We start from the raw sequence: 25383 nt of genomic DNA on the forward strand, positions 1-25383 counted from the left end.
ATGCAGAAGATTCAAGTTATTGGTGTGCATCACATCACGCTGATGGGCGCGGACCGTCAGACCAGTATCGACTTCTGGGAGGGTCTGCTGGGCATGCCGTTCATCTTCGACCAGCCAAATCTGGACGATCCCGACGAAGGGCACCTGTATTTCGATCCCGGCGACGGCCGGTTGATCACCATCTTTACCAATGAAAACCGCAAACCCGTCTACAGTCGCACGCCGACGGATGCGGGCTGCGTGCACCACCTCGCGTTCGAGGTCGATCGCGCCATGTTTGATCAAGTGCTCGACCGGCTCAAGGAGCGGGGGATCGGCAATTCGGGCGTGAAGGATCGCGGGTTCATGCATTCGATCTACTTCAAGGATCCGCTGGGGTTCCTGATCGAACTGGCTTGCTACACCTTCATCCCGCCGCGCGGATCGTCCCACGCGGAAGTGATGCTAGAGGCGCATAAGCTGCGGGTCGCACGCGGAGATCACCATATCGAACGCCAGCATCTGGCCGATGCCACAGTGATGATCGTCGAACGCTCGCGACGGTCGCTGTCAGACGATCGCAGCCCCAAGGACCCCTATCGCTAAGGGGCGGCGGGCACCGGTTCAGGCGGGTCAAAAATACCACAAGTAAACGGATCGTAACGGCGGTTTCGCTTGGGTGTTGCGGGCGGATTCCGCTGCGCCTAAGAGCCATGGTACGAGCAACCGTAAATTGTGCGAAGGAACCAGCATGATCCGTAATATTTTTGTCGCCTCGCTTCTGAGCGTGACCGCAACCGCAGCTGCTGCCGAACTGACCTATGGCACGGCTTTCGCGAAATTCCACGACTTCGACGTTGACGGCGCAGGCACGATCGACGTGAAATCCTTTGGCGGCGGCATCGAATACCGCTACGACAACTTCATCCTCTCGGGTGAGCTGTCGAACATCTCTATCGAGGGCGTCGATATCGATCTGGGCACAGTGGGCGTCGAATACGCGCTGGCCAACGGCTTTAACATCGGCCTCGACTATTCGCGTTTTGACATCGAAGGCTTCGACGCGGATGTCACCAGCCTGTTCGGGTCCTATCAGTCCGGCGCGCATACCTTTGGTGCCGCAATCGGTGATTCCTCTGATCTGGACGACATGACCTTCAGCATCTTCGCCGCTTGGGATGTTACCCCCACCGGCACCGTCGGTCTGGACCTCGTTCACATCGAAGACGAGACGCTTTACGCCGCCTATGCCGATTATGATGTCGCGCAATACAACGTACAGGCAGACCTGCTAAAACTGGATGATCTGAGCGTTGTCGCTGTCGCAGGCGGCTATGAATTCGCCAACGGCTTCTCTGCTATCGGCTCTGTCGGGTTCCTGGATCTGGGCCCCGAAGACGTGCGGTCGATCACCATCGGCGGTCAGTATGAATTCACCCCCGGTGCGAATGTAGAACTGGCCTTGGGCCGTCTGGACTTTGACAGTGGCGAGGACGTGGACCAGCTGACTTTCGGCGTGAACTATGAACTGGGTCGCCGTACCTCCAAACGTCGTTCGCTGGGTAACATCTTTTCAAGCGCGACCGGTACTTTTGCGGGTCTGACAGATTTTTAATCTGCGCTGACAGACCACCAGATACAGAAAAGGCCCCCGACTTCGGGGGCCTTTTTGCGTTCGCGGGGGAAGAGCGGGCGGGTTAACCCACCACGTCTTTATAGCTGATCTCGCGCTTGTCGGTGCCGCCCTTCTCGCGGCGCACCAACAGACGGTTGAGCGCGTGGATATAGGCGCGGACCGATGCGACCACGGTGTCTGTATCCGCCGACTGACCGGTCACGATGCGCCCGTCTTCCTCAAGCCGGACAGAAACGGTGGCCTGCGCGTCGGTGCCTTCGGTCACGGCGTGCACCTGATACAATTGCAAGCGCGCGCTGTGATCGACCAGTGCCTTGATGCAGTTGAACGCGGCATCCACAGGCCCGTCACCGGTTTGCGAGGTAGAGGTTTCGGCACCATCCACCGTCAGCGACATCTCGGCCTTCTGCGGGCCTTCGGTGCCGCAGACGACGGTCATGCTACCCAGCACAATGCGGTCGCTTTCAGGATCGGTGGCGGTGCGCATCAAGGCGATGAGATCGTCGTCGTAGATCTCTTTCTTGCGGTCGGCCAGTTCCTTGAAACGGACAAACACATCCTTGAGCTGGTTATCCCCCAATTCATAGCCGAGGTTTTCCAGCTTCGAGCGTAACGCCGCACGTCCCGAGTGTTTGCCCATCACGATGTTGGTCTCGGTCAGGCCCACGTCTTCGGGGCGCATGATCTCGAATGTTTCGGCGTTCTTCAGCATGCCGTCCTGATGGATGCCGCTTTCGTGCGCAAAGGCGTTCTTGCCGACGATGGCCTTGTTGAACTGCACGGCGAAGCCCGAAACAGCGGCAACGCGGCGCGAGATATTCATGATCTTGGTGCTGTCGATCTTGGTCTGGAACGGCATGATGTCATTGCGCACTTTCAGCGCCATAACGACCTCTTCCAACGCGGTGTTGCCCGCGCGTTCGCCCAAGCCGTTGATCGTGCATTCGATCTGGCGCGCGCCCGCTTCGACGGCGGCAAGGCTGTTGGCGGTCGCCATACCAAGGTCGTTGTGGCAGTGCGTGGCAAAGACGATCTCGTCCGCGCCGGGCACGTTTTCCAAGAGCTTGCGGATCAGATCGGCGCTTTCGCGGGGGGCGGTATAGCCGACGGTATCGGGGATGTTGATCGTGGTCGCCCCCGCCTTGATCGCGATTTCGACGACACGGTAGAGGTAATCAAGCTCGGTCCGCGTGGCGTCCATCGGCGACCATTGCACATTGTCGCAAAGGTTGCGTGCATGGGTCACCGTTTCGTGGATGCGGTCGGCCATTTCGTCCATCGTGAGGTTCGGAATGGCGCGGTGCAGCGGCGAGGTGCCGATAAACGTGTGGATGCGGGGCTGGGCCGCGTGTTTGATCGCCTCATAGCAACGATCAATGTCGCCGAATTGTGCGCGGGCCAAGCCGCAGATGACCGAGTTCTTCGACAGTTTCGCGATTTCGCTGACGGCGGCGAAATCCCCTTCGGAGGCGATAGGGAAACCGGCCTCGATAATGTCGACGCCCATCTCGTCCAGCAGGCCCGCGATCTCGATCTTTTCGGCGTGGGTCATGGTGGCGCCGGGGGATTGTTCGCCGTCGCGCAATGTCGTGTCGAAAATCAAGACGCGGTCTTGTTGTGTGGTATCTGTCATCGTTTGGGTTCTTTCATTCTGCTGTATAAATCCGTGGCGCGCGGCACATCCCTCTGAGCGGGCGCGCCGGATGGCACGCTCAGAGGCGGATTAGCAGCAGTAGGTTGGCACGCAGGAAAGTCGCGCAGCGGCGCGGCAGGATCGCAATATGATCGGCGTGTGTCATGGCGACAAGTTATACCCGTGCATTCGCAAATGGGAAGGGTTTTTCTGCGCCCTTTTTTCCGCGCTTGAAGGGGGGCTGTTTTCCGCTACCTCCCCTTGCATGAAACAGGTTTTGATCATCGGGGCGTCGGGCGGTGTGGGTGCCGCCCTGGCCGCCGCTTACGAGGGGCGTGGCGATACGGTCACGCGGCTGTCACGGTCGGTGGACGGGTTCGACATCACGGACGAATGCAGTGTGGACCAGCACTTGACTGCGCTGAACGGGCCGTTTGATGTGGTGCTGGTGGCCACAGGCGCGCTCGAGATTGACGGCGCCGCACCGGAAAAGACGATCAAATCCATCAGCCAAAAGGCGATGTTGGACCAATTCGCGTTGAACGCCGTGGGCCCTGCACTGGTGCTGCGCCACGCGGGCGACCTGCTGCGGCGGGACGCGCCTTGTGTCTTTGCCGTATTCTCTGCGCGGGTGGGGTCGATCGGTGACAACCGCATCGGCGGCTGGATCAGCTACCGCAGCGCCAAGGCGGCGGTGAACCAGATCGTGCACACCGCCGCGATCGAACTGGCGCGCAGGCACAAGAACAGCATCTGCGTCGCCCTGCACCCCGGCACGGTCAAGACCGCCTTTACCGCGAAATACCTTGCCCGTCATCCCGCTGTCGCACCGTCGGAGGCGGCGGAAAATCTGCTGGCTGTGATCGACGGGCTCACGCCTGCGGACACAGGCCAGTTCTTTGACTGGGCCGGAAAGCCCGTGCCATGGTAGGGCGCTTGGTGCTGGTTCTGGGCGACCAACTGACAGAAACGCTCAGCGCCTTGGCGCAGGCGGATAAGGCACGCGATACGGTCGTGATGGCCGAGGTCGCGGACGAGGCGGCCTATGTCCAGCATCACCCCAAGAAGATCGCCCTGATCTTTGCGGCGATGCGCAAGTTTGCCCATGCGCTGGAACAGGATGGCTGGACGGTCGCCTATACGCAACTGGACGATACGGATAACGCGGGCTCTATCGTGGGGGAATTGCTGCGCCGTGCAGCGCAGACGGGGGCAAGCGAGGTGCTGGCGACAGAGCCGGGGGAATGGCGCTTGATCGACAAGCTGAAATACGCGCCGCTGAAGGTGCACCTGCTGCCCGACGACCGCTTTCTTGCCACTCATGCAGAATTCGAGGCATGGGCCGAAGGCCGCAAAGCGTTGCGGATGGAGTATTTCTACCGCGAGATGCGCCGCAAGACCGGCCTGCTGATGGAAGGGGACCAACCCGCTGGCGGTAAGTGGAACTTCGACCACGACAACCGCAAAGCCGCGCCCGAGGATGTCACCGTAGATGGCCCTCTGCGGTTCGACCTCGATGCCACGACGCGGGAGGTGCTGGAGCTGGTTCAAGCGCGTTTCGGCGATAACTTCGGCGCGCTAGAGCCATTCTGGTTCGCCACCACCCGCGCCGAGGCGCTGCAAGCGCTGGACCATTTCATCGCGAACGCCCTGCCGCGGTTTGGGGACTATCAAGACGCGATGCTGAACGAGAATGAATTCCTGTATCACGCGATCCTGTCGCCCTACCTCAACATCGGGTTGCTGAACGTGACCGAGATTTGCGAGGCCGCTGCCGACGCCTATGCCGCAGGTCATGCGCCGATCAACGCCGCCGAAGGGTTCATCCGGCAGATCATCGGCTGGCGCGAATATGTGCGGGGCATCTATTTCCTTGAAGGGCCGGACTATACCGCCCGAAATATTCTGGGGCATGACCGCGACCTGCCGTGGTTCTACTGGGGTGGCGAAACGCGGATGAACTGTGTGGCCAAGGCCGTGGGGCAGACCAGGACCCAAGCCTATGCGCATCATATCCAGCGGCTGATGGTGACGGGCAACTTTGCCCTGTTGGCGGGGATTGATCCGGCGCAGGTGCATGAATGGTATCTGGCGGTCTATGCCGATGCCTTTGAATGGGTAGAGGCCCCCAATACCATCGGCATGAGCCAATTCGCCGACGGCGGCGTTATCGCGTCCAAGCCCTATGTCTCGTCCGGGGCCTATATCAACCGCATGTCGGATCACTGCAAAAGCTGCCACTATTCAGTCAGCGCAAAGACGGGTGACACCGCTTGCCCGTTCAACCTGCTTTACTGGCACTTTCTGGACCGCCATCGCGACCGGTTCTCGAACAATCCGCGCATGGGCAATATGTACCGCACGTGGGACCGGATGGACGCCGACAAACGCAAGACAGTTCTGGCCGAAGGCGATGCCTTGCTCGCCCGTTTGGACGCGGGCGAGGTGATCTAGCCGTCGTTGCTTTCGGCCGCGTCCGTACTGTCGGCGGGTGCCTTCTGACGGAGTGTCGGCGTCTGTCGGTGCCTCATCCGCGGCGTCAGGCGTGGGTGCCGCCTGTGTATCCTCGGCAGGGGCTGTGCCCGCTTCTTGCAGCGCGCCGTTGACCCACTGGCCCGAGACTTCCTCGCCCGATTTATAGCGCATGGTGCCCTGACCCTGACGTTTGCCGCCCTCGAACGCGCCTTCGTAGATATCGCCGTTGGGGTAGGTGGCGGTGCCGGTGCCTTCGATCTCTCCGCCGGACCACTGGCCGTCATAGGTGAACCCGTCGGGCATGGTGATCTTGCCCGTGCCGTCGCGTAGCCCGTCGACAAAGCCGCCGGTATAGACGGTGCCATCGGGGTAGGTCGCGGTGCCCATGCCGTTGCGTTGGCCGTCTTTCCAGCTGCCGTCATACTTATAGCCATCGGCATAGGTCATCACGCCCTGACCGTCATTGCGCGCGTTCTTGAACCCGCCCTCGTAGACGATGCCGTTGGGGTAGGTCGCGCGGCCTTCGCCTTCGATCACGCCCGCGACCCATGACCCTTCGTAGGTTGATCCGTCGGGATAGGTGATCTTGCCCTCCCCATCGGCCAGATCATCGCGGAAACTGCCCTCGTAGACAGAGCCGTCGGGGTAGGTCACCTTGCCCGTGCCTTCGATCTGCCCGGCAACCCATGATCCGGTGTAGACATAGCCATCTGTGCCGGTGAACGTGCCCTGACCCTCGCGGCGGTCGTCCTCGAAGCCGCCCTCGTAAGTGTCGCCATTGGCATAGGTCACCTTGCCCGTGCCCTGGCGCTGACCGGCGACCAGATCGCCTTCGTAGACATCGCCATTGGGTTGGGTCAGCGTGCCGGTGCCGTCGATCTGCCCGTCTTTCCACTGGCCGGTATAGGTCAGCCCGTCGGGCATGGTCAGCGTGCCCGTGCCATTGCGTTCGCCATCGGCGATGTCACCGTCATAGAGCGCGCCATCGGGATAGGTGATCTTGCCGACGCCCTGCTTGACGCCATCGACCCAGTCGCCCTGATACTCGTACCCGCCGGGGGATTGCATGACGCCCTTGCCGTGATGGTTGGCATTGCGGAACGATCCTTCGTAGCGCACCCCGTTGGCATAAAGCGCGATGCCCTGACCGGTGATCGCACCGGCCTCCCATTCGCCCTCATAGGTGCCGCCATCGGCAAAGGTGATCTTGCCGAAACCGTCCGGTTTGCCCTTTTCAAAGTTGCCTTCGTAGACGGATCCGTTGGGGAAACGCGCGACGCCTTTGCCCTTGATCTCTCCGTCCACCCAGGCACCTTCGTATTCATAGCCGTTGGGCAGCGTATAGGTGCCGGTCCCGTGCTGTACGCCGTCCTTGAACGTCCCCTCATAGACGCCGCCATCGTCGTATTGCTTGCTTTGAACCTCTCCGTCTTGCGCAAGCGCGGTGAAGGGCAGCAGCCCAAGGCAAAGGATCAGCGGGGTCAGGGTCAATTTCGTCATACAGCAACTTTCAAAAGAGAGTGCGGCCAAGAGCGGCGGGCGAGTTTGTTAACGCTTAGCCTATTCAATGGCCTGCAAGGGGGCAATCGTCTTTTGCCCGGCGGTGCGCCTTGGCCTTTCACTTGGCGCGTGATCTGCTACATCACTTGCGTAGATTATCGAAGGACCGCCCTATGACATCGCGTTTTCGCATCACGCTTGGCCAGTTGAACCCCACCGTCGGGGATCTGGCCGGAAACGCAGACCTCGCGCGGGAGGCCTGGGCGCAGGGCAAAGAGGCAGGCGCCGATCTGGTTGCTTTGCCAGAGATGTTCCTGGCCGGGTATAACGCGCAAGATCTGGTGATGAAGCAGGCGTTCCAGCTGGATGTGATGACCCACCTCGAAGCGCTGGCGGCTGATTGTGCCGACGGGCCCGCGCTGGCCATCGGTGCGCCCTGGGTCGAAGGGGCCAAGCTTTATAATGCCTATCTGATCCTCAGAAACGGCAAGATCGCCAGCCGTGTCTTCAAGCACAACCTGCCGAACGAGACCGTGTTCGACGAGGTGCGCATCTTCGACAGCGCGCCTTTGGGTGGGCCGTACGCCGTTGGCGATACCCGCATCGGCAGCCCGATCTGCGAAGACGCATGGCACCCCGATGTGGCCGAAACGCTGGCCGAAACCGGGGCGGAGTTTCTGTTGGTGCCCAACGGGTCGCCCTATTATCGCGGCAAATTCGAGACGCGGTTGAACCATATGGTCGCCCGCGTGGTCGAAACTGAACTGCCGCTGATCTACCTCAATATGGTGGGCGGTCAGGATGATCAGGTCTTTGACGGGGCGAGCTTTGCGCTGAACCCCGGCGGCAAGCTGGCGTTCCAGATGCCCGCCTTTGACGCGCAGATCGCGCATGTCGATCTTGAACAGACCCCCGAAGGCTGGCGCGTGGTCGAGGGCGAGAAGGCGCATATGCCGTCGGACCTTGAGCAGGACTACCGCGTGATGGTGCAGGGCTTGCGCGACTACATGGGCAAGACCGGGTTCAAGAAAGTGTTGCTGGGTCTGTCGGGCGGGATCGATTCGGCGATTGTGGCGACGATCGCTGTGGATGCGCTTGGCGCTGACAATGTGCGCTGTGTGATGCTGCCGTCCGAATATACCTCCCAAGCCTCGCTGGACGATGCTGAATCCGTCGCCAAGGCGCTTGGCTGCCGCTACGACTATGTGCCGATTGCGCAGGGCCGTGCCGCGATCACCGACACGCTGGCCCCGCTGTTTGACGGCACCACCCCAGACCTGACCGAGGAAAATATCCAGTCGCGCCTGCGCGGTTTGCTGTTGATGGCGGTCAGCAACAAGTTCGGTGAGATGCTGTTGACCACGGGCAACAAGTCAGAGGTGGCGGTGGGCTATGCCACGATCTATGGCGACATGGCGGGGGGCTATAACCCCATCAAGGATATGTATAAAACCCGCGTCTTCGACAGCTGCCGCTGGCGCAACGAGAACCACCGCGACTGGATGAAGGGCCCAGAGGGTGAGGTGATCGCGCCGCGCATCATCGACAAGCCGCCCTCGGCCGAGCTGCGCGAGGATCAGAAAGACAGCGACAGCCTGCCCGACTATCCCGATCTGGACGCGATGCTGACGATCCTTGTGGATGACGACGGGTCCATCGCCGATTGCGTGGCAGCGGGCTTTGACCGCGAGGTTGCCAAAAAGGTCGAACACCTGCTCTATATCAGTGAATACAAACGGTTCCAGTCCGCCCCCGGTCCGCGTTTGACCAAGGGCGCGTTCTGGTTGGACCGCCGCTATCCCATCGTGAACCGCTGGCGCGACCCCAGTTGACCGCGCGGGCGACGCTGCACGTTATCTAGACAATGGCGCCGCGCTGTGACAAGCCAGCGGCCAATCAGGAGAACCTAATGACCATCACCCGCTTCGCCCCGTCCCCGACCGGCTATATCCACGTAGGCAACCTGCGCACGGCGCTGATGAACTATCTGATCGCCCGCAAGAACGGCGGAGAGTTCATCCTGCGGATCGACGACACCGATCCGGTGCGCAGCAAGGAAGAATACGTCGACGGTCTGAAAGAAGACCTGACATGGCTCGGCCTGCATTGGGACCGCGTTGAGCGTCAGTCCGAACGGTTGGACAAATACCACGCCGCCGCGGACGAGTTGCGCAAGATCGGGCGGTTCTATGAAGCCTGGGAAACCCCGACCGAGTTGGACCTAAAGCGCAAGAAACAGCTGAACATGGGCAAGCCGCCGGTCTATGACCGCGCCGCGCTGAACCTGTCGGACGCCGAAAAAGCCAAGCTGCGCGACGAACGCGGCCCCGGTGTGTGGCGCTTCAAGCTGGATCAGGAACGGATCGAGTGGAAAGACGGTATCCTGGGCGATATCTCGATCGATGCGGCGTCGGTCTCCGACCCTGTGTTGATCCGCGGCGACGGGCAGATCTTGTATACTCTGGCGTCCGTGGTCGATGACACGGAAATGGGTGTGACCGATGTCGTGCGCGGGTCCGACCATGTGACCAACACGGCGACACAAATCCAGATCATGCAAGCGCTTGGCGGCACCGTGCCGACCTTTGCGCACCATTCGCTGCTCACCGGTCCGCAGGGCGAGGCGCTGTCGAAACGTCTGGGCGTGCTGGCGCTGCGCGACCTGCGTGAGCGCGGTGTGCATCCTTTTGCGCTACTGTCGACAATGGCGCGCCTGGGCTCTTCGGACCCGATTGAACTGCGCACCGATATGGAGAGCCTGATCGACGGTTTCGACATTGAACGATTTGGCTCTGCGCCGACCAAATTCGACGTCGAGGACCTGTTCCCCATGACCGGCCGCTATCTGCAGACCCTCCCGCTTGAGGCTGTCGCAAGCGACATCGCAGCCCTTGGTGTGCCCGAGGATAAGGCCGCGCTGTTCTGGCAGGTCACCCGCGAAAACATCACCACGCTGCACGATCTAAAAGGTTGGTGGCAGATGTTCAGCGAAGGCGCAGAGCCTGTGATCGCAGACGAGGATAAAGAGTTCGTCGCCGAAGCCTTGGCGCTTCTGCCCGAGGGCGAGTTTGACGAAAGCACCTGGGGCACATGGACGGCCGCCGTGAAAGAGCAGACCGGCCGCAAGGGCAAGGGGCTGTTCATGCCGCTGCGTCTGGCGCTGACTGGTAAACCCCACGGCCCCGACATGGGCGCGGTGCTGCCGTTGCTGCAAGTCGTGAAGGCACGCGGGTGAAACGGGCCGGGTTCACGGGCGCAAGTTCGGGAGCCTTCGGCGAGAGTTTATCTGGCAAAATGAAGCCGCTGTCGGCTGACATAGGGCGCGTCCATCATGGTTGATGGGCGCGCCAAATTTTTGTCGGGCAATCTGTTCGGGCATGTCGCCAATATGTCTTTGCTCGCCTCTGTCGGGCTGGTGGCGGTGTTTCTTGTCGATTTCGTCGACATGATTTTCATCTCTATGTTGGGCAAGGCAGAGCTGGCAGCGGCCATCGGCTATGCCGGTGCGATCCTGTTTTTCACCACCTCCTTCGGGATCGGGTTGGGCATCGCGGCGGGGGCCTTGGTCGCGCGGGCCTTGGGGCAGGACAACGCGCAACTCGCACGGGAGAGGACAACTCATGCGCTGTGCTATGGCGCGGTTTTTGGCGTGATCTTTGCGCTTTGTGTGTTTCTGTCGCTGGATGTGCTGGTCGGCTGGGTTGGCGCAGGCGGTGAGACGGCGGCGCTGGCGGTGGATTTCCTGCAGATCGTCGTGCCGTCGGTGCCATTTCTGATGGTCGGAATGATGGGCAGCGCGATCCTGCGGGCCCATGGGGATGCGCGGCGGGCGATGATGGCGACCATCGCGGGGGGCATCGTAAATGCCATCCTCGATCCGATCCTGATCTTTACCTTTGATCTGGGGCTGACCGGTGCGGCCTGGGCGTCTTTCATGGCGCGGGTGGTGATTGCCTATACCGCCCTGATGCCGATTGTGCGCCACTATGGCGGGATCGCGATGCCGCGCCCCGCGGGGCTATGGCGCGATCTGATGCCCGTGTTGTCCATCGCGGTGCCCGCCATTCTGACGCAGGTCGCCACGCCGGTGGGGCAGGCCTATGTCACCCGTGCAATGGCGGCCTATGGCGAGGATGCTGTCGCAGGCATGGCGATTGTCAGCCGCATGATGCCCGTCGCCTTTGCCGTGATCTTTGCCCTGTCAGGGGCGGTAGGGCCGATCATCGGGCAGAACTTTGGCGCGGGCGATCTGGGGCGGGTCAGGCGGACCTATGCCGCGGGGGTCAGCTTTGCCGCTTTGGTGATCGTCGTCATCTCGGCCGCGCTGTTTGCCTTCCGCGCGCCGCTGGCGGCGATGTTTGATGCGCAGGGGATCACCTTGACGTTGATCTATCTGTTCTGCGGGCCGCTGTCCCTGGCGTTCTTCTTCAACGGTGTGTTGTTCGTGTCGAATGCGGCGTTCAACAATATGGGCCACCCCTATTATTCGACCGTGACCAACTGGGGTCGCAACACGCTGGGGATGATCCCGCTAGTCTGGGGTGGCAGCCTGCTGTTCGGGGCCCCTGGTGTGCTGATCGGGCAGGCGGCGGCGGGGGTGCTGTTCGGGGCGCTGGCCTGGGTGCTCGCGCGGCGGATGATCGCGCAAGGCGGACAGCGCAAACGCGCCAAGCCCGAAGCTTTCGCCCGCGACGGGCGGTTGATGTCGCTACTGCACCTGCGCCGATAGGCGGGACAGATGCTGGTCGACCAGCGCAGTTTCCTGCGCGGTAAGCTCTTGCGCGCGGGGGTATTTTGGCGCGGCGCGGTCGTTCAGGATCGGCGTATCCCAGCCCCGCGTCGTGTCAAAGAAGCGCTGCACCCCGTCGATGCCATATTCGCGCAGGAACCCCTGCACCACCACATCAAGATAGCTGAGCAGGATGGTATGGTCGCCCGATGTCACATGGGTGTCTGTGGGCACGGAATAATGCGCCATATCGGGAGCCGGTATGATGTCATGCACCACCGCCCCGTTCGACCCGATGCGATCATAGTTGGTTTCGCGCGTATCCAGCGCCACCCAATCGGCACCGGGGACCGCCGCGATCAACCCGTCGATCACGGTGCCCTCTTCGGGCAGCACGCTCAGGAACACATGCGCGGCGCCTTCGATGCGCACCCAAAGCCGGTGCCAGCCGCGAAGCTGCGCCGGACGGGCGTCTGGATAGGCGTGGGTATTGCGGTTTACGAGGCTGCCGTAGCCGAAGAAATATGGTGTCATGCGGGTGTTTTGGCGCCGCTGCGCGATGATGTCCACATCTTGCGCGCGCCGCACCCGACGTGCTGCCCAATATCGCGGCACCGGATGAAAGTTTTCGCGCCGCCCTGTCAACTTTGCTTGACGCAGCGCCGCGTTCCGGCATAGCACTTGCCCACACCGTTACGGGAGAACCGGCGCAAGCCGGTGCCGAAGGAGCAACCGCCCCGGAAACTCTCAGGCCAAAGGACCGCAACGGGACCTAACAACTCTGGAGAGTGACGCGACAGCGTCCGCCGAAGGGATAACGATCTCAGGCGAAAGGACAGAGGGGGCATTTGACAGGCTGCATTCCTGCGGTCTGCTGGGTGCCAGTATGGTCGATGGCCTTCTGGATAGGGAAAGGCCGCGTGACCATGAGCGATTTGCAACAGACACCGCTATACGATCTTCATCTGGAACTGGGGGGCAAGATGGTGCCCTTTGCGGGCTATTCCATGCCTGTGCAATATCCGATGGGCGTGATGAAAGAGCACCTGCACACCCGCGCCGCAGCGGGCGTCTTTGATGTCAGCCACATGGGGCAGGTGATGGTGACCGGTCCGTCGTGGGACGCCGTGGCGCTGGCGTTCGAGACATTGGTGCCGATGAATGTGCTGGGGCTGGAAGACGGGCGGCAGCGCTATGGGTTCTTCACCAATGACGCCGGCGGGATCGAGGATGACCTGATGTTCGCGCGCCGTGGTGATGACCTGTTCGTCGTGGTCAACGCCGCCTGCAAGGATGCCGATATCGCACGCATGAAAGCCGCGTTAGAGCCAGAGATCACCGTGACCCCGGTCACCGACCGCGCGCTGGTGGCGGTGCAGGGCCCTGCGGCGGGGGCGGCTGTGGCGTCGCTTGATGCCGCCGCGGACGGAATGCGGTTCATGGATTTCGGCACATTGACGCTGGACGGGGTAGAGGTCTGGGCCTCGCGGTCGGGCTATACCGGCGAGGATGGCTTCGAGATTTCGGTGCCGGAGGCGCAGGCCGAAGCGCTGGTCCGCCGGTTGCTGGAGATCGAGGGTGTGGAACCCATCGGTCTGGGCGCGCGGGATTCGCTGCGGCTTGAGGCGGGCTTGTGTCTTTATGGCAATGACATCGACGCGGGCACCAATCCGGTAGAGGCCAGCCTGACCTGGGCGATCCAGAAAGCGCGCCGCGCCGGTGGTGAACGCGCGGGCGGCTACCCCGGTGCCGATGTCGTTCAGGCGGCGTTCGACGATGGTGTCGGCCGCAAGCGTGTCGGTCTGGCCCCCGAAGGCCGTGCGCCGATGCGCGACGGGACACCGCTGTTTGACGCGGCGACAGGGGGCACGCAGGTGGGCGAGGTCACCTCGGGCAGTTTCGGGCCGACGGTAGGCGGGCCTGTCGCAATGGGCTATGTCAGTGAGGCGCAGGCGGGTATTGATACGATGCTGTGGGGCGAAGTCCGTGGCAAGCGTCTGCCGGTGACTGTGGCCAAGCTGCCCTTTGTTGCGGCGAATTTTAAAAGATAATCTAGCGAAGGATGAAAGAATGAAGTTTACCGAAGAGCACGAATGGCTGCGGGTTGAAGGCGACGAGATCGTCGTTGGCATCACCATCCACGCCGCCGAACAGCTGGGCGACGTGGTGTTTGTCGAACTGCCCGACGAAGGCACGACCGTCAGCAAGGACGACGAGGTCGTCGTGATCGAATCCGTCAAGGCCGCGTCTGATATTCTGGCACCGATCGATGGCGAGATCATCGAGGTCAACAGCACGCTGTCCGACAACCCCGCGATGGTGAATGACGATCCGCAGGGCGAGGCGTGGTTCTTCAAGATGAAGGCGTCCGATCCAAGCCAGATGGACGAGTTCATGGACGAAGCCGCCTATCAGAAGTTCATCGGGTAAATCCCGCTGCCCCCGTCGGAGCCTCCGGCGGGGATTTTTATACCATTTGGAAGAGGGGCCCCGCGCCATGGTTTTCAAACCGACCGAATATTTGCCGTATGATTTTGCCAATCGCAGACATATCGGGCCGTCCCCGGCAGAGATGTCGGACATGTTGAAAACCGTCGGCGCACAGAGCCTTGCCGCGTTGATCGATGACACGATGCCCGCGCAAATCCGCCAGAAAGAGCCGCTGGATTTCGGCAAGCCCATGTCAGAGCGCGAAGTGCTGGAATACATGCGCCTGGTGGCGGGCAAGAACAAGGTGCTCACCTCGCTGATCGGGCAGGGCTATCACGGCACGGTGACGCCGCCTGCGATCCAGCGCAATATTTTTGAAAACCCCGCATGGTACACGGCCTACACCCCCTACCAGCCCGAGATCAGCCAGGGGCGTCTTGAGGCGCTGTTGAACTTCCAGACCATGGTCAGCGATCTGACCGGGCTTGAGGTCGCCAATGCGTCCTTGCTGGACGAGGCGACGGCCTGTGCCGAGGCGATGACCATGGCGATGCGCCTATCGAAGTCAAAGGCCAAGGCGTTCTTTGTCGACCGCGATTGCCACCCCCAGAACATCGCCGTGATCCAGACCCGCGCAGCCCCGCTGGATATCGAGGTGATCATCGGCGACCCTGACAAGATGGACGCGAGCGCCGTCTTCGGGGCGCTGTTCCAGTACCCTGGCACCTATGGCCATGTGCGCGACTTTACCGACCATATGGCCGCGCTGCATGAGGCCGGTGCCTTGGGCGTCGTCTCGGCCGATCCGATGGCGCTGACGCTGTTGAAAGAGCCCGGCGCCATGGGGGCCGATATCGCCGTCGGGTCCACCCAGAGGTTTGGCGTGCCCGAAGGCTATGGCGGTCCGCATGCGGCCTATATGGCATGCAAGGATGCCTATAAGCGCGCAATGCCGGGGCGGATTGTCGGTGTCTCGATTGATGCGCATGGCAACCGCGCCTACCGTCTGTCCCTGCAGACCCGCGAGCAGCACATCCGCCGCGAAAAGGCGACCTCTAACGTGTGCACGGCGCAGGCTTTGCTGGCGGTGATGGCGTCCATGTATGCGGTGTTCCACGGGCCCGAGGGGCTGAAGGCTATCGCGCAGCGCATCCATCGCAAGGCGGTGCGTCTGGCGAACGGGCTGGAGGAGGCCGGCTTTAAGGTCGATCCCAAATCCTTCTTCGACACGGTGACGGTTGATGTCGGCCCCTTGCAGGCCGCGGTCATGAAATCTGCGGTGGACGAAGGCATCAACCTGCGCCGCGTCGGTGAAACACGTGTCGGCATCACGCTGGACGAACGTACGGTGCCCGAGACGATCGAAGCCGTCTGGCGCGCCTTTGGCATCCGCCGCAGCGACGAGAAATTCGAGGCGCAGTATCGGTTCCCCGATGATATGCTACGTGAAAGCGCCTATCTCACGCATCCGATCTTCCACATGAACCGCGCCGAGACCGAGATGATGCGCTACATGCGTCGTCTGGCCGACCGTGATCTGGCGCTGGACCGCGCGATGATCCCGCTGGGGTCCTGCACGATGAAGCTGAATTCGGCCGCAGAGATGATGCCCGTCAGCTGGCGCGAGTTTTCGATGATCCACCCATTTGTGCCGCAGGATCAGGCGCTTGGCTATAAGCACATGATCGACGACCTGTCGGCCAAGCTTTGTGACATCACCGGGTATGACGCGATTTCCATGCAGCCGAATTCCGGCGCGCAGGGGGAATATGCGGGCCTGCTGGCGATTGCGTCCTATCACCGTGCCAACGGGCAGGGGCATCGCAACATCTGCCTGATCCCCATGTCGGCCCATGGCACAAACCCCGCCAGCGCCAATATGGTGGGTTGGAAGGTGGTCGTGATCAAGACGGCGGCCAATGGTGACATCGACTTGGATGACTTCCGCGCCAAGGCGGAAAAGCACAGCGAGAACCTTGCCGGTTGCATGATCACCTATCCCTCGACCCACGGCGTATTCGAGGAAACCGTGACCGAGGTGACCAAGATCACCCATGATCACGGCGGGCAGGTCTATATCGACGGGGCGAATATGAACGCGATGGTCGGTCTGGCGCGTCCGGGCGATGTCGGCGGTGATGTAAGCCACCTGAACCTGCACAAGACCTTCTGCATCCCGCATGGGGGCGGTGGCCCCGGCATGGGGCCGATCGGCGTGAAATCACATCTCATCCCCCATGTGCCCGGCCATCCGAACGGCGGTGAAGGCGCTGTTTCGGCGGCACCCTACGGGTCGCCATCGTTGCTGCCGATCTCGTGGTCGTATTGCTTGATGATGGGCGGTGACGGGCTGACGCAGGCGACGCGGGTGGCGATCCTGAACGCCAACTACATTGCCAAGCGCCTCGAAGGGGCGTTCGAGGTGCTGTACAAAGGGCCGACGGGACGTGTCGCCCATGAATGTATCTTTGACGTGCGCCCGTTCGAGGATAGCGCAGGCGTGACAGTGGATGACATTGCGAAACGTCTGATCGACGCCGGCTTCCATGCGCCAACGATGAGTTTCCCTGTCGCGGGCACGCTGATGGTGGAACCGACGGAGTCGGAAACCAAGGCCGAGCTGGACCGTTTCTGCGACGCGATGCTCGCGATCCGTGACGAGATCCGCGCGATTGAAAATGGCGATATGCCGCGCGAGAACAACGCGCTAAAGAACGCGCCGCACACGGTCGAGGATCTGGTCGGTGACTGGGATCGCCCCTACACGCGCGAGCAGGGCTGCTTCCCCCCCGGTGCGTTCCGCGTCGACAAATACTGGCCTCCGGTCAACCGTGTCGACAACGTGCATGGTGACCGCAACCTGATCTGCACCTGCCCCCCGATGGAGGAATACGCAGAGGCGGCTGAGTAAGCCGTTCCCTATATATGTGATCGAACGGGCGCGGGGGAAACCTCGCGCCCGTTTTACATTGGAGGATCAGTCGTCGGCGAGGAAGGCAAAGACCTTGCGCAGGCGGTTCCATGTCGTTTTGTCCGGTGCCACCAGAATATGCCCTGTGCGCAGCGTCGCGTCATAGGGGCCGCCCGACAGCATCTCGACATGGGCACCGGCTTGGGCGCAGATCAACGCGCCGGCAGCGTGGTCCCAAGGGTGCAGCGTCCCGCTGAGCACGAAATCGGCGTGCCCTTGGGCGACAGTACGGTATTCATGCGCCGAGCAACGAAGCGAGTTCACCTTGGCAAAGCTGGGCAGGGTGGCCGCGACTTTGCCCCGCAGCTCTTTGCTGAAGTTCCCCAGCGGAACGAAACCGCTGAGGTCCTCGATCTGTTTGCCCATGCTGACCCGCAGCGGGCGCGACTGCCCAAGGGCGCGTTCAAAGCGCGGCGTGCTGGTGTCATCGCTGATCACCCAGTCGTCATTGACCGGGTCATAGATGACGCCGAAGGCCGGTTTGCCAAAGCGAGTGACCGCAAGGATCATGCCGAAGGTGGACAGCCCGTGGGCGAAATTCGATGTGCCGTCGATGGGATCGAGGATAAAGGCCAGCGGGGCGTCGGCGATCTTGTCCTGCAGGGCGGGGTCGGCCGATACCGCCTCTTCTCCGATGATCAGCGCATCCGGATAGGCCGTGGCGAGGGCGCGGGTGATCATTGCCTCGGCCGCCAGATCGGCAGCGGTGACCAGATCATGGGGGCCGGATTTGGTGTCGATGTCAGCGGGGGCGAGGTTGCGGAAACGCGGCAGTACCTCGGCCCGTGCGGCACGGCGCAGGACATTCACCACATGCGTTTGCTGGGCTGCCGTCAGAACGGGGGGCAGGGGGGCGGGCAGTGTCTGGGTGGTCTGCGTCATTGTTGTATCCCTCTTTCGGTCTATCGGTTCCATCTATTCGCGGGCGCGCAGCACCTGCGCGGGTCTGGCGTTCAAGGCTTTGATCGCAAAGCCAAGCGAGGCAAGGATCGACGCCAGCGCGCCACCGGTGACGATCAACAGCGCCGAAGGCCATACCACGGCAAAGCTGGTGTCCATCACAAAGCGGCTCACGGCCCATCCGCCCAAAATACCTGCCAGCAGGGCAACGGTCCCGGCGAAGAGCCCCAGCAGAGCGGCACGCATCAGAAAGCTGGCGGCGATGCTGCGGCGCGAGGCCCCCAGCGTTTTCAGCAAGGCGGCTTCATAGCGACGGGCATCCGCGCCGGCGGCGGCTGCCCCGATCAATACCAGAAACCCGGTCAGAAGAGTAGCCGCCGCGCCGTAGGATGTCGCCGCAGCCAACCCGCTAAGCACCGCCGCCACGCGGTCGATCGCATCGCGCACGCGGATCGCGGTGATGTTGGGGTAGGCGGTGGCCAGATCACGCAGGATAGGTGCTTCGGCCTCTGCATCGGCGTAGACGGTCGAGATATAGGTATGCGGCGCGCCGGTCAGGGCGGCGGGGTTCATGGTCAGGATAAACCCGATCCCCGCGGTCGAGAAGTCGACCTCTTGGAAGCTGGCGATGGTGCCGGTGATGTCGCGCCCCAGCACGTTGACGGTCAGCGTATCGCCAAGCTCTAGCCCGATCTCCTCGGCCTCTTCGGCGGCAAAGCTAATGAGCGGCGGGCCGTCATAGTCAGGCGCCCACCATTCGCCCGCGGTGATCACGGTGTCGTCGTCGGGGGCCTCGGCATAGGTTAGCCCGCGGTCGCCGCGCACCACCCAGTGATCGCCCGCGACCTCTTTGGCGGGCCTGCCGTTGATTTGGGTCACGACGCCGCGCAGCATCGGCGCGCTGTCGATGCGGCGCACGGCGGGGTCATCGGTCAGCCGTTTGGTATAGCCGTCGATCTGGTCTTTCTGGATGTCGACAAAGAAATACGACGGGGCCACATCGGGCAGGTTGCCCGAGATCGCCTGCCGCAGGTTGCCGTCGATCTGCCCCACGGCGGCCAGCACCGACAGGCCGAGCCCCAGCGAGAGCACCACGGCCCCGGCACCTTCGCCACTGCCGCCAATCGCGGCGAGGGCCCAACGCAGCCGCGGTCGCCCGCGTGCCAGAACCGCGGCGCGTTGTGCGAGGAACCGCACCAGCAGTGCCGCCAGCGTGAGGATCCCGAGCGCGCCTGCGATGCCGCCCAAAGTCCAGAGCGTCAGCCACCAACTGCCATTGAACCACCCCGCCAGCGCGACCAGCAGCGCCACAGTCATCACGATAATCGCCACATAGCGCGGTGCCGGAAAGCGCGCGGCCCCGTCCCATGCATCGCGAAACAGGGTCGCTGCTCGGATATTCTCGCTGCGGGCCAGCGGCCACAGCGTGAAGGCAAAGGCTGTCAGCAACCCGTAAATCGCTGCCTCGGCCAAGGGTGCCGGATAGATGGCAAAGGCCGCAGGGATCGGCAGCCGCGCAGAGATGAGCGGCGCAAAGACCAGCGGGGCCACGGCCCCAAGTACCACGCCAATGGCGACGCCCAGAAGCGATAGGGCACCGATCTGCATGAAGTATGTCTGGAAGATCGTCGCGCGGTCTGCCCCTAGCGCGCGAAGCACGGCGATGACTTCGGTCTTGCCGGTGAGGTAAGATCGCACCGCGGCCGATACGCCCACACCGCCCACAGCCAGACCGGATAGACCCACGAGGATCAGAAACGCCGTCAACCGTTCGACAAAGCGCGACACCCCCGGTGCCCCGTTGCGCGCATCGGTCCAGCGCATCCCGCTGTTTTCGAACCGCGCACGGGCGGCAGAGCGCAGTTGATCAAGGTCGGTATCGGCAGGCAGCAGCATCCGGTATTTGGAGTTGAACAGCGTCCCTTCCGCCAGCAGGCCGGCCCCATCCAGCGCCTCGGTCCGGAGCAGGGTGCGGGGCCCAAGGGCAAAGCCGCTGGCGGCGCTGTCGGGTTCGCGCACGATCAGGGCGGAGAGGCGGAATTCTTTAACGCCAAGCTTGAAGGTGTCGCCGGGGGACAGGCCTAGACGGTCGGACAAGGCGCGCTCCATCACCGCGCCGGACAGGCCGTTTTCCAGCCCAAGCGCCTGCTCCAGCGGCATCGCCGGTTCCAGCACCATCTCTCCCACCAGCGGATAAAGATCATCGACCGCCTTCACCTGCGTCAGCGCACGGTCAGCGGCGGCCCCGTCACCCGCGACAGCCATGGACCGGAACTCGACAACCTCGGACACGGCGCTGGCTTGGCTCTCGATCCAGTCGCGTTCGGCATCGGTGGCGAAACGATAGGTGAAATCAATCTCGGCCGCGCCACCAAGCAGGGCCGCACCTTCACGCTGCAAGCCACCCTCGATCGCAGAGCGGACAGAGCCGACGGCAGCGATTGCCGCGACGCCAAGGGCGAGGCAGGCCAGAAACAGACGGAAACCCCGCAGCCCCCCGCGCATCTCGCGGCGGGCAAAGCGGCCGGCCAGACGCAGGCTCATGCGCCTGTCCCGCTGACGATCCGCCCGTCGGTCAGGGTGACGATCCGATCACAGCGCGCGGCCAATTCATCGGCGTGGGTCACCAACACCAAAGTCGCGCCATGTTTTTCGCGCAGATCGAACAACAGCTCCATGATCGCGGCACCATTGGTACTGTCGAGGTTCCCTGTCGGCTCATCCGCCAAAAGGATCGCCGGACGCGGGGCAGAGGCGCGGGCCAATGCAACCCGCTGCTGTTCGCCGCCCGACATCTGCGCGGGATAGTGGTTCAGCCGGTGCCCCAGACCCACCGCGTGCAATTCCGCCTCGGCCCGGTCAAAGGCGTCCGCGACGCCGTTCAGTTCCAGCGGGGTAGCGACGTTTTCCAGCGCGGTCATGGTAGGGATGAGGTGGAAGGACTGGAACACGATGCCCATCCGCCCGCGGCGGAATTTGGCCAGCCCATCTTCGGACAGGGTGCTCAGGTCTTCGCCCAAGGCGCGCACCGATCCGCCGGTCGCACGCTCCAGCCCGCCCATGACCATCAGCAACGAAGACTTGCCCGACCCCGACGGGCCGGTAAAGGCGACCGTCTCTCCTTGTGCGACGTCCAGGGTGATCCCATGTAGGATGTCGACCTTTCCGGCGTTGCCATTCAGTTTCAGGGATGCATCTTGAAGCTGGAACACCGGGTCGGTCATAGGGCTGCCTTTTGAAATACGGTCCCTGTTGGATATGGAGGTTCGACCATGATGCGCAAGGTTACGACGGCACTTGTTCTGGTATTATCAGGCCCCGCACTGGCGGAACCGCTTGTTATTGCAGCATTGGGCGACAGTCTGACGCAGGGCTACGGCCTGCCCGCCGAGGACGGGTTCGTGCCACAGTTGCAAAACTGGCTGGATCAGAACGGTGCGGATGTGACGGTGATCAACGCAGGCGTGTCTGGTGACACGACCGCTGGCGGGTTGGCGCGGGTCGCCTGGACCATGACGCCCGAGGTCGATGGCATGATCGTGACCCTTGGCGGGAATGACCTGTTGCGCGGGATTGACCCCGCGGTCAGCCGCGCCAATCTGGATGGAATCATGAAGGCCGCCCAAGACGCCGAGGTAGAGGTGCTGCTGGTCGGCATGACCGCGCCGGGCAACTTTGGCCCTGAATATAAAACGGCCTTTGACAGCATCTATCCCGATCTTGCCGCGCAATATGACGCGAGCCTGATGGGCAGCTTCTTCGACGGCCTGTCCGACAATGGCGAGACGCCAGATCTGGCGCAGGCGCGCGGGTTTTTCCAGGCCGACGGGGTGCATCCGAACGCGCAAGGCGTCACGAGAATCGTTGACGCTTTGGGCCCGAAAGTGCTGACGCTGATCGATCAGATCAACGAAAACGAGTAGTTTTGCACAAAAAACGGGCACCGAAGCGCCCGTCGTCAAAAATATTATGAACCGGTTTTGGGCCGGTTAGGCCAATGCGATATTCGCGGCGCTTTCGCGGCCGTCACGGCCCGCTTCTACGTCGAATGTCACCTTCTGGTTGTCGGCAAGCCCGGTCAGGCCAGCGCGTTCAACCGCCGAGATGTGAACAAAGATATCTTTGCCGCCACCATCAGGCGCGATAAAGCCGTATCCCTTTGTGGTATTGAACCATTTTACGGTGCCAGTCGCCATGCCCCGTTTCTCCTCGTGTTTGTCCTGCCCACATTATGCGGCAGCGTGGCTCGGTCAGAACTTGATCGCACCAGCGCCGGAGGGCTGAGGGGTCGAAAGTCTTTCGCGTCGCACCTCTGACTTTGGCGCCAAATAGGACAAAATCAAGAGTTTTTGCCCCGAAACGCGTAACCGGCGGGCATTTGCGCAAGAAATTTCACAGTTATGAAATAATTTTACCAGTTGATAAAAAAATCATTCCGTGGGAGCGTTTCAGCATAAATAGTGACAGCAGGGATAAAAAAATGTCGCAGAAAATCTTTGAACCGGGGGTGGCTGCCGGACGGCTGGACACCGACGCCTATGCCGCGCAGTTTTCCGATTTGCACCCGCCACTGGATGTGCACGAAGCGCTTGTCGCGGCGGACCGATGCTACTTCTGTCACGACGCGCCGTGCATCACGGCCTGCCCGACGGATATCGATATTCCGCTCTTCATCCGGCAGATCGCCACGGGCACACCGGATGCCGCCGCCAAAACGATCCTGAGCCAGAATATCATGGGCGGCATGTGTGCCCGCGTTTGTCCGACCGAACAGCTTTGTGAACAGGCCTGTGTGCGCGAGGTGGCCGAGGGCAAGCCAGTCAAGATCGGCGAGCTTCAGCGCTATGCCACCGACCATCTGCAAGCACAGGGCGCGCATCCGTTCGAACGCGCGGCCTTGACGGGCAAGCGCGTGGCCGTTGTCGGTGCAGGTCCGGCGGGGCTGTCTTGTGCGCACCGTTTGGCGATGATGGGGCATGATGTCACCGTTTTTGACGCGCGGCCCAAGCCCGGCGGTCTGAATGAATACGGGATCGCCACCTATAAGACGCCCGACGGCTTCGCGCAGGCAGAGGTGGACTGGCTGCTCAAGATCGGCGGCATCACCGTGCAGAACAACGCAGCCCTTGGGGCGGCGATGACGCTGGACAGTTTGCGGGCCGACTATGACGCCGTGTTCCTTGGTATGGGCCTTGGCGGTGTGAACGCCTTGGGGGCCGAGGGCGAGGATAAGACCGGCGTGCTGGATGCGGTCGACTTCATCTCTCACCTGCGTCAGGCGAGCGATGTGGCTGCGGTCCCGATCGGTCGTGACGTGGTGGTGATCGGCGGCGGGATGACCGCGATCGATGCCGCCATTCAGGCGAAACTGCTGGGCGCGCTCAATGTGACGCTGGTCTATCGTCGCGGGCGCGACCGGATGAACGCCAGCGTGTTTGAACAGGATCTCGCGGCCTCCAAGGGCGTGCGGATCGTGACCCATGCCACGCCGGTCGCCGTGATTGGCAACGGTGCGGTGCGCGAGATCGAATTCGAATATGTCGACGACCAGATGCAGGGCACGGGTCAGACCCTGCGCCTGCCCGCGGATCAGGTGTTCAAGGCCATCGGCCAGACCCTTCAAGGCGACGCGCTGCCGATGCTTGAGGCGCGCAAGATCAAGGTCGATGGCACCGGACGCACCAGTGTCGACGGGGTCTGGGCTGGCGGGGATTGCGCCAGCGGCGGCGATGACCTGACCGTGACCGCTGTCGCCGAAGGACGCGACGCGGCGATGGACATTCACATGGTATTGATGGGCTAAGCCCCTACAGGAGAACGCAAATGGCTGATCTAAGAAGCGACTTCGTGGGCATCAAAAGCCCCAACCCGTTCTGGCTGGCATCCGCGCCACCCACGGACAAGGAATACAACGTCCGCCGCGCCTACGAGGCAGGCTGGGGCGGTGTCGTGTGGAAGACCCTCGGCATGGAGGGTCCGCCCGTCGTCAACGTCAACGGCCCGCGCTACGGCGCGATCTGGGGCGCGGACCGGCGGCTGTTGGGGCTCAACAACATCGAGCTGATCACCGATCGCCCGCTGGAGGTGAACCTGCGCGAGATGAAAGCGGTGAAACGGGATTACCCCGACCGCGCGCTGATCGCGTCGATCATGGTCCCGTGCGAGGAGGAAGCGTGGAAAGCGATCCTGCCGCATGTGGAGGAAACCGGCGCCGACGGGATCGAGCTGAACTTCGGCTGCCCACATGGCATGGCGGAACGCGGCATGGGATCGGCTGTGGGGCAGGTGCCGGAATATATCGAAATGGTCACCCGCTGGTGCAAGCAATACACGCGCATGCCGGTGATCGTGAAGCTGACGCCGAACATCACGAATGTGCTCTACCCCGCCGAGGCCGCCAAACGCGGCGGCGCGGATGCGGTGAGCCTGATCAACACGATCAACTCCATCACCTCGGTTGATCTCGACCTGTTCGCGCCGGAGCCGATGATCGACGGGAAAGGCACCCACGGCGGCTATTGCGGGCCGGCGGTAAAGCCGATTGCCTTGAACATGGTGGCGGAAATCGCGCGCAACCCCGAGACGGCGGATATGCCGATTAGCGGCATCGGCGGCGTGACCACATGGCGCGACGCGGCAGAGTTTCTGGCCCTTGGCGCGGGCAATGTGCAGGTCTGCACGGCGGCGATGACCTATGGTTTCAAGGTTGTGCAAGAGATGATCTCGGGCCTGTCGGAATATATGGACGACAAGGGGATGACTTCGGTCGATCAACTGGTGCGCCGTGCGGTGCCGAATGTGACCGACTGGAACCAGCTGAACCTGAACTATGTCGCCAAGGCCAAGATCGATCAGGATCTGTGCATCTCGTGCGGGCGCTGCTTTGCCGCCTGCGAAGACACCTCGCATCAGGCGATTGCCATGTCCGAAGATCGCACCTTCAGCGTGATCGACGACGAATGTGTGGCCTGCAACCTCTGCGTCAATGTTTGCCCGGTCGAGGATTGTATCTCGATGGTGGAGCTGGCCCCCGGCACCACGGACCCGCGCACGGGCAAGCCCGTCGATCCGAATTACGCCAACTGGACGACGCACCCCAACAACCCCTCCGCCACTGCGGCCGAGTGACC

General features: G+C 62.3%; 19 protein-coding genes, 1 pseudogene and 1 riboswitch. Of the genes and pseudogenes, 13 read left to right on the forward strand and 7 right to left on the reverse strand.

The window, feature by feature from the left end; all coding sequences use genetic code 11:
* Together SJY36_RS02010 and SJY36_RS02015 are read left to right on the forward strand one after the other, a co-directional pair.
* A complete protein-coding gene (locus SJY36_RS02010; RefSeq protein WP_386172705.1) occupies nucleotides 1-585 on the forward strand; it encodes a VOC family protein in 585 nt (194 codons plus the stop codon).
* Between the two features lie 145 nt (nucleotides 586-730).
* The gene (locus SJY36_RS02015; protein ID WP_386172707.1) at nucleotides 731-1594 is read left to right on the forward strand and encodes a porin; all 864 of its coding nucleotides are present in this window, start codon (nucleotides 731-733) and stop codon (nucleotides 1592-1594) included.
* 82 nt (nucleotides 1595-1676) lie between these two features.
* Here SJY36_RS02015 and SJY36_RS02020 read toward each other — a convergent pair whose 3' ends face one another.
* Complete coding sequence (locus SJY36_RS02020; protein WP_005851337.1) at nucleotides 1677-3248, reverse strand: 2-isopropylmalate synthase; 1572 nt, start codon at nucleotides 3246-3248, stop codon at nucleotides 1677-1679.
* 265 nt (nucleotides 3249-3513) lie between these two features.
* Between SJY36_RS02020 and SJY36_RS02025 the strand changes: the two genes are divergently transcribed.
* Nucleotides 3514-4179 (forward strand): SDR family NAD(P)-dependent oxidoreductase, encoded by a 666-nt coding sequence (locus SJY36_RS02025; RefSeq protein WP_386172709.1) that lies wholly within the window; start codon nucleotides 3514-3516, stop codon nucleotides 4177-4179.
* Entirely contained in the window at nucleotides 4173-5702 is a 1530-nt protein-coding gene (locus SJY36_RS02030; protein WP_386172711.1) for a cryptochrome/photolyase family protein, read from the forward strand. Before SJY36_RS02025 ends, SJY36_RS02030 begins: the two co-directional genes overlap by 7 nt.
* 51 nt (nucleotides 5703-5753) lie before the next feature.
* Here SJY36_RS02030 and SJY36_RS02035 read toward each other — a convergent pair.
* Nucleotides 5754-7223: pseudogene (locus SJY36_RS02035) on the reverse strand (MORN repeat-containing protein); the annotation flags it as partial.
* A 173-nt stretch (nucleotides 7224-7396) separates the two neighbouring features.
* Here SJY36_RS02035 and SJY36_RS02040 point away from each other — a divergent pair.
* From SJY36_RS02040 to SJY36_RS02050, 3 genes are all read left to right on the forward strand, one after another.
* On the forward strand, nucleotides 7397-9055 hold the full coding sequence (locus SJY36_RS02040; protein ID WP_184583242.1) for an NAD+ synthase: 1659 nt from the start codon (nucleotides 7397-7399) through the stop codon (nucleotides 9053-9055).
* Between the two features lie 77 nt (nucleotides 9056-9132).
* Nucleotides 9133-10458 carry a glutamate--tRNA ligase gene (gene gltX, locus SJY36_RS02045; RefSeq protein WP_386172713.1) on the forward strand — a complete coding sequence of 442 codons (1326 nt, stop codon included), beginning with the start codon at nucleotides 9133-9135 and terminating at the stop codon, nucleotides 10456-10458.
* Nucleotides 10459-10554: 96 nt separating this feature from the next.
* Complete coding sequence (locus tag SJY36_RS02050; protein ID WP_386172715.1) at nucleotides 10555-11952, forward strand: MATE family efflux transporter; 1398 nt, start codon at nucleotides 10555-10557, stop codon at nucleotides 11950-11952.
* Here the strand turns inward: SJY36_RS02050 and SJY36_RS02055 are convergent.
* Nucleotides 11932-12486 carry a gamma-glutamylcyclotransferase family protein gene (locus tag SJY36_RS02055; protein WP_168592801.1) on the reverse strand — a complete coding sequence of 185 codons (555 nt, stop codon included), beginning with the start codon at nucleotides 12484-12486 and terminating at the stop codon, nucleotides 11932-11934. The two genes, SJY36_RS02050 and SJY36_RS02055, sit on opposite strands and share 21 nt — an antisense overlap.
* Before the next feature lie 152 nt (nucleotides 12487-12638).
* A riboswitch (glycine riboswitch) is annotated at nucleotides 12639-12725 on the forward strand.
* Nucleotides 12726-12878: 153 nt separating this feature from the next.
* On the opposite strand from SJY36_RS02055, the gene gcvT reads away from it, so the two are divergent.
* The 3 genes from gcvT to gcvP all read left to right on the forward strand — a co-directional run bounded on the left by gcvT (nucleotide 12879) and on the right by gcvP (nucleotide 17293).
* A complete protein-coding gene (gene gcvT / locus SJY36_RS02060; protein WP_386172717.1) occupies nucleotides 12879-14003 on the forward strand; it encodes a glycine cleavage system aminomethyltransferase GcvT in 1125 nt (374 codons plus the stop codon).
* 19 nt (nucleotides 14004-14022) lie between these two features.
* A complete protein-coding gene (gene gcvH, locus SJY36_RS02065) occupies nucleotides 14023-14382 on the forward strand; it encodes a glycine cleavage system protein GcvH (protein ID WP_005851355.1) in 360 nt (119 codons plus the stop codon).
* Nucleotides 14383-14449: 67 nt separating this feature from the next.
* A complete protein-coding gene (gene gcvP, locus SJY36_RS02070; protein WP_386172719.1) occupies nucleotides 14450-17293 on the forward strand; it encodes an aminomethyl-transferring glycine dehydrogenase in 2844 nt (947 codons plus the stop codon).
* 66 nt (nucleotides 17294-17359) lie between these two features.
* Here the strand turns inward: gcvP and SJY36_RS02075 are convergent, their stop codons facing one another.
* The 3 genes from SJY36_RS02075 to SJY36_RS02085 are packed head-to-tail and all read right to left on the reverse strand — an operon-like array spanning nucleotide 17360 to nucleotide 21477.
* Complete coding sequence (locus SJY36_RS02075) at nucleotides 17360-18235, reverse strand: inositol monophosphatase family protein (protein WP_386172721.1); 876 nt, start codon at nucleotides 18233-18235, stop codon at nucleotides 17360-17362.
* A 33-nt stretch (nucleotides 18236-18268) separates the two neighbouring features.
* Entirely contained in the window at nucleotides 18269-20797 is a 2529-nt protein-coding gene (locus tag SJY36_RS02080; RefSeq protein WP_386172723.1) for an ABC transporter permease, read from the reverse strand.
* Nucleotides 20794-21477, reverse strand: coding sequence for an ABC transporter ATP-binding protein (locus SJY36_RS02085; protein ID WP_009825994.1), 684 nt, complete (start codon nucleotides 21475-21477; stop codon nucleotides 20794-20796). Before SJY36_RS02085 ends, SJY36_RS02080 begins: the two co-directional genes overlap by 4 nt.
* A gap of 48 nt (nucleotides 21478-21525) precedes the next feature.
* Between SJY36_RS02085 and SJY36_RS02090 the strand changes: the two genes are divergently transcribed.
* Entirely contained in the window at nucleotides 21526-22176 is a 651-nt protein-coding gene (locus tag SJY36_RS02090) for an arylesterase (RefSeq protein WP_005851366.1), read from the forward strand.
* A gap of 66 nt (nucleotides 22177-22242) precedes the next feature.
* Here the strand turns inward: SJY36_RS02090 and SJY36_RS02095 are convergent, their stop codons facing one another.
* Nucleotides 22243-22449, reverse strand: coding sequence for a cold-shock protein (locus tag SJY36_RS02095; protein ID WP_005851368.1), 207 nt, complete (start codon nucleotides 22447-22449; stop codon nucleotides 22243-22245).
* Nucleotides 22450-22733: 284 nt separating this feature from the next.
* Between SJY36_RS02095 and SJY36_RS02100 the strand changes: the two genes are divergently transcribed.
* Nucleotides 22734-24056 carry an NAD(P)-dependent oxidoreductase gene (locus SJY36_RS02100; RefSeq protein WP_386172726.1) on the forward strand — a complete coding sequence of 441 codons (1323 nt, stop codon included), beginning with the start codon at nucleotides 22734-22736 and terminating at the stop codon, nucleotides 24054-24056.
* 20 nt (nucleotides 24057-24076) lie between these two features.
* The gene (gene preA / locus SJY36_RS02105) at nucleotides 24077-25381 is read left to right on the forward strand and encodes an NAD-dependent dihydropyrimidine dehydrogenase subunit PreA (protein ID WP_005851372.1); all 1305 of its coding nucleotides are present in this window, start codon (nucleotides 24077-24079) and stop codon (nucleotides 25379-25381) included.
* Nucleotides 25382-25383: the final 2 nt, after the last annotated feature.

The organism is Sulfitobacter sp. R86518, assembly GCF_042466275.1.
GTDB lineage: Bacteria > Pseudomonadota > Alphaproteobacteria > Rhodobacterales > Rhodobacteraceae > Sulfitobacter > Sulfitobacter pontiacus.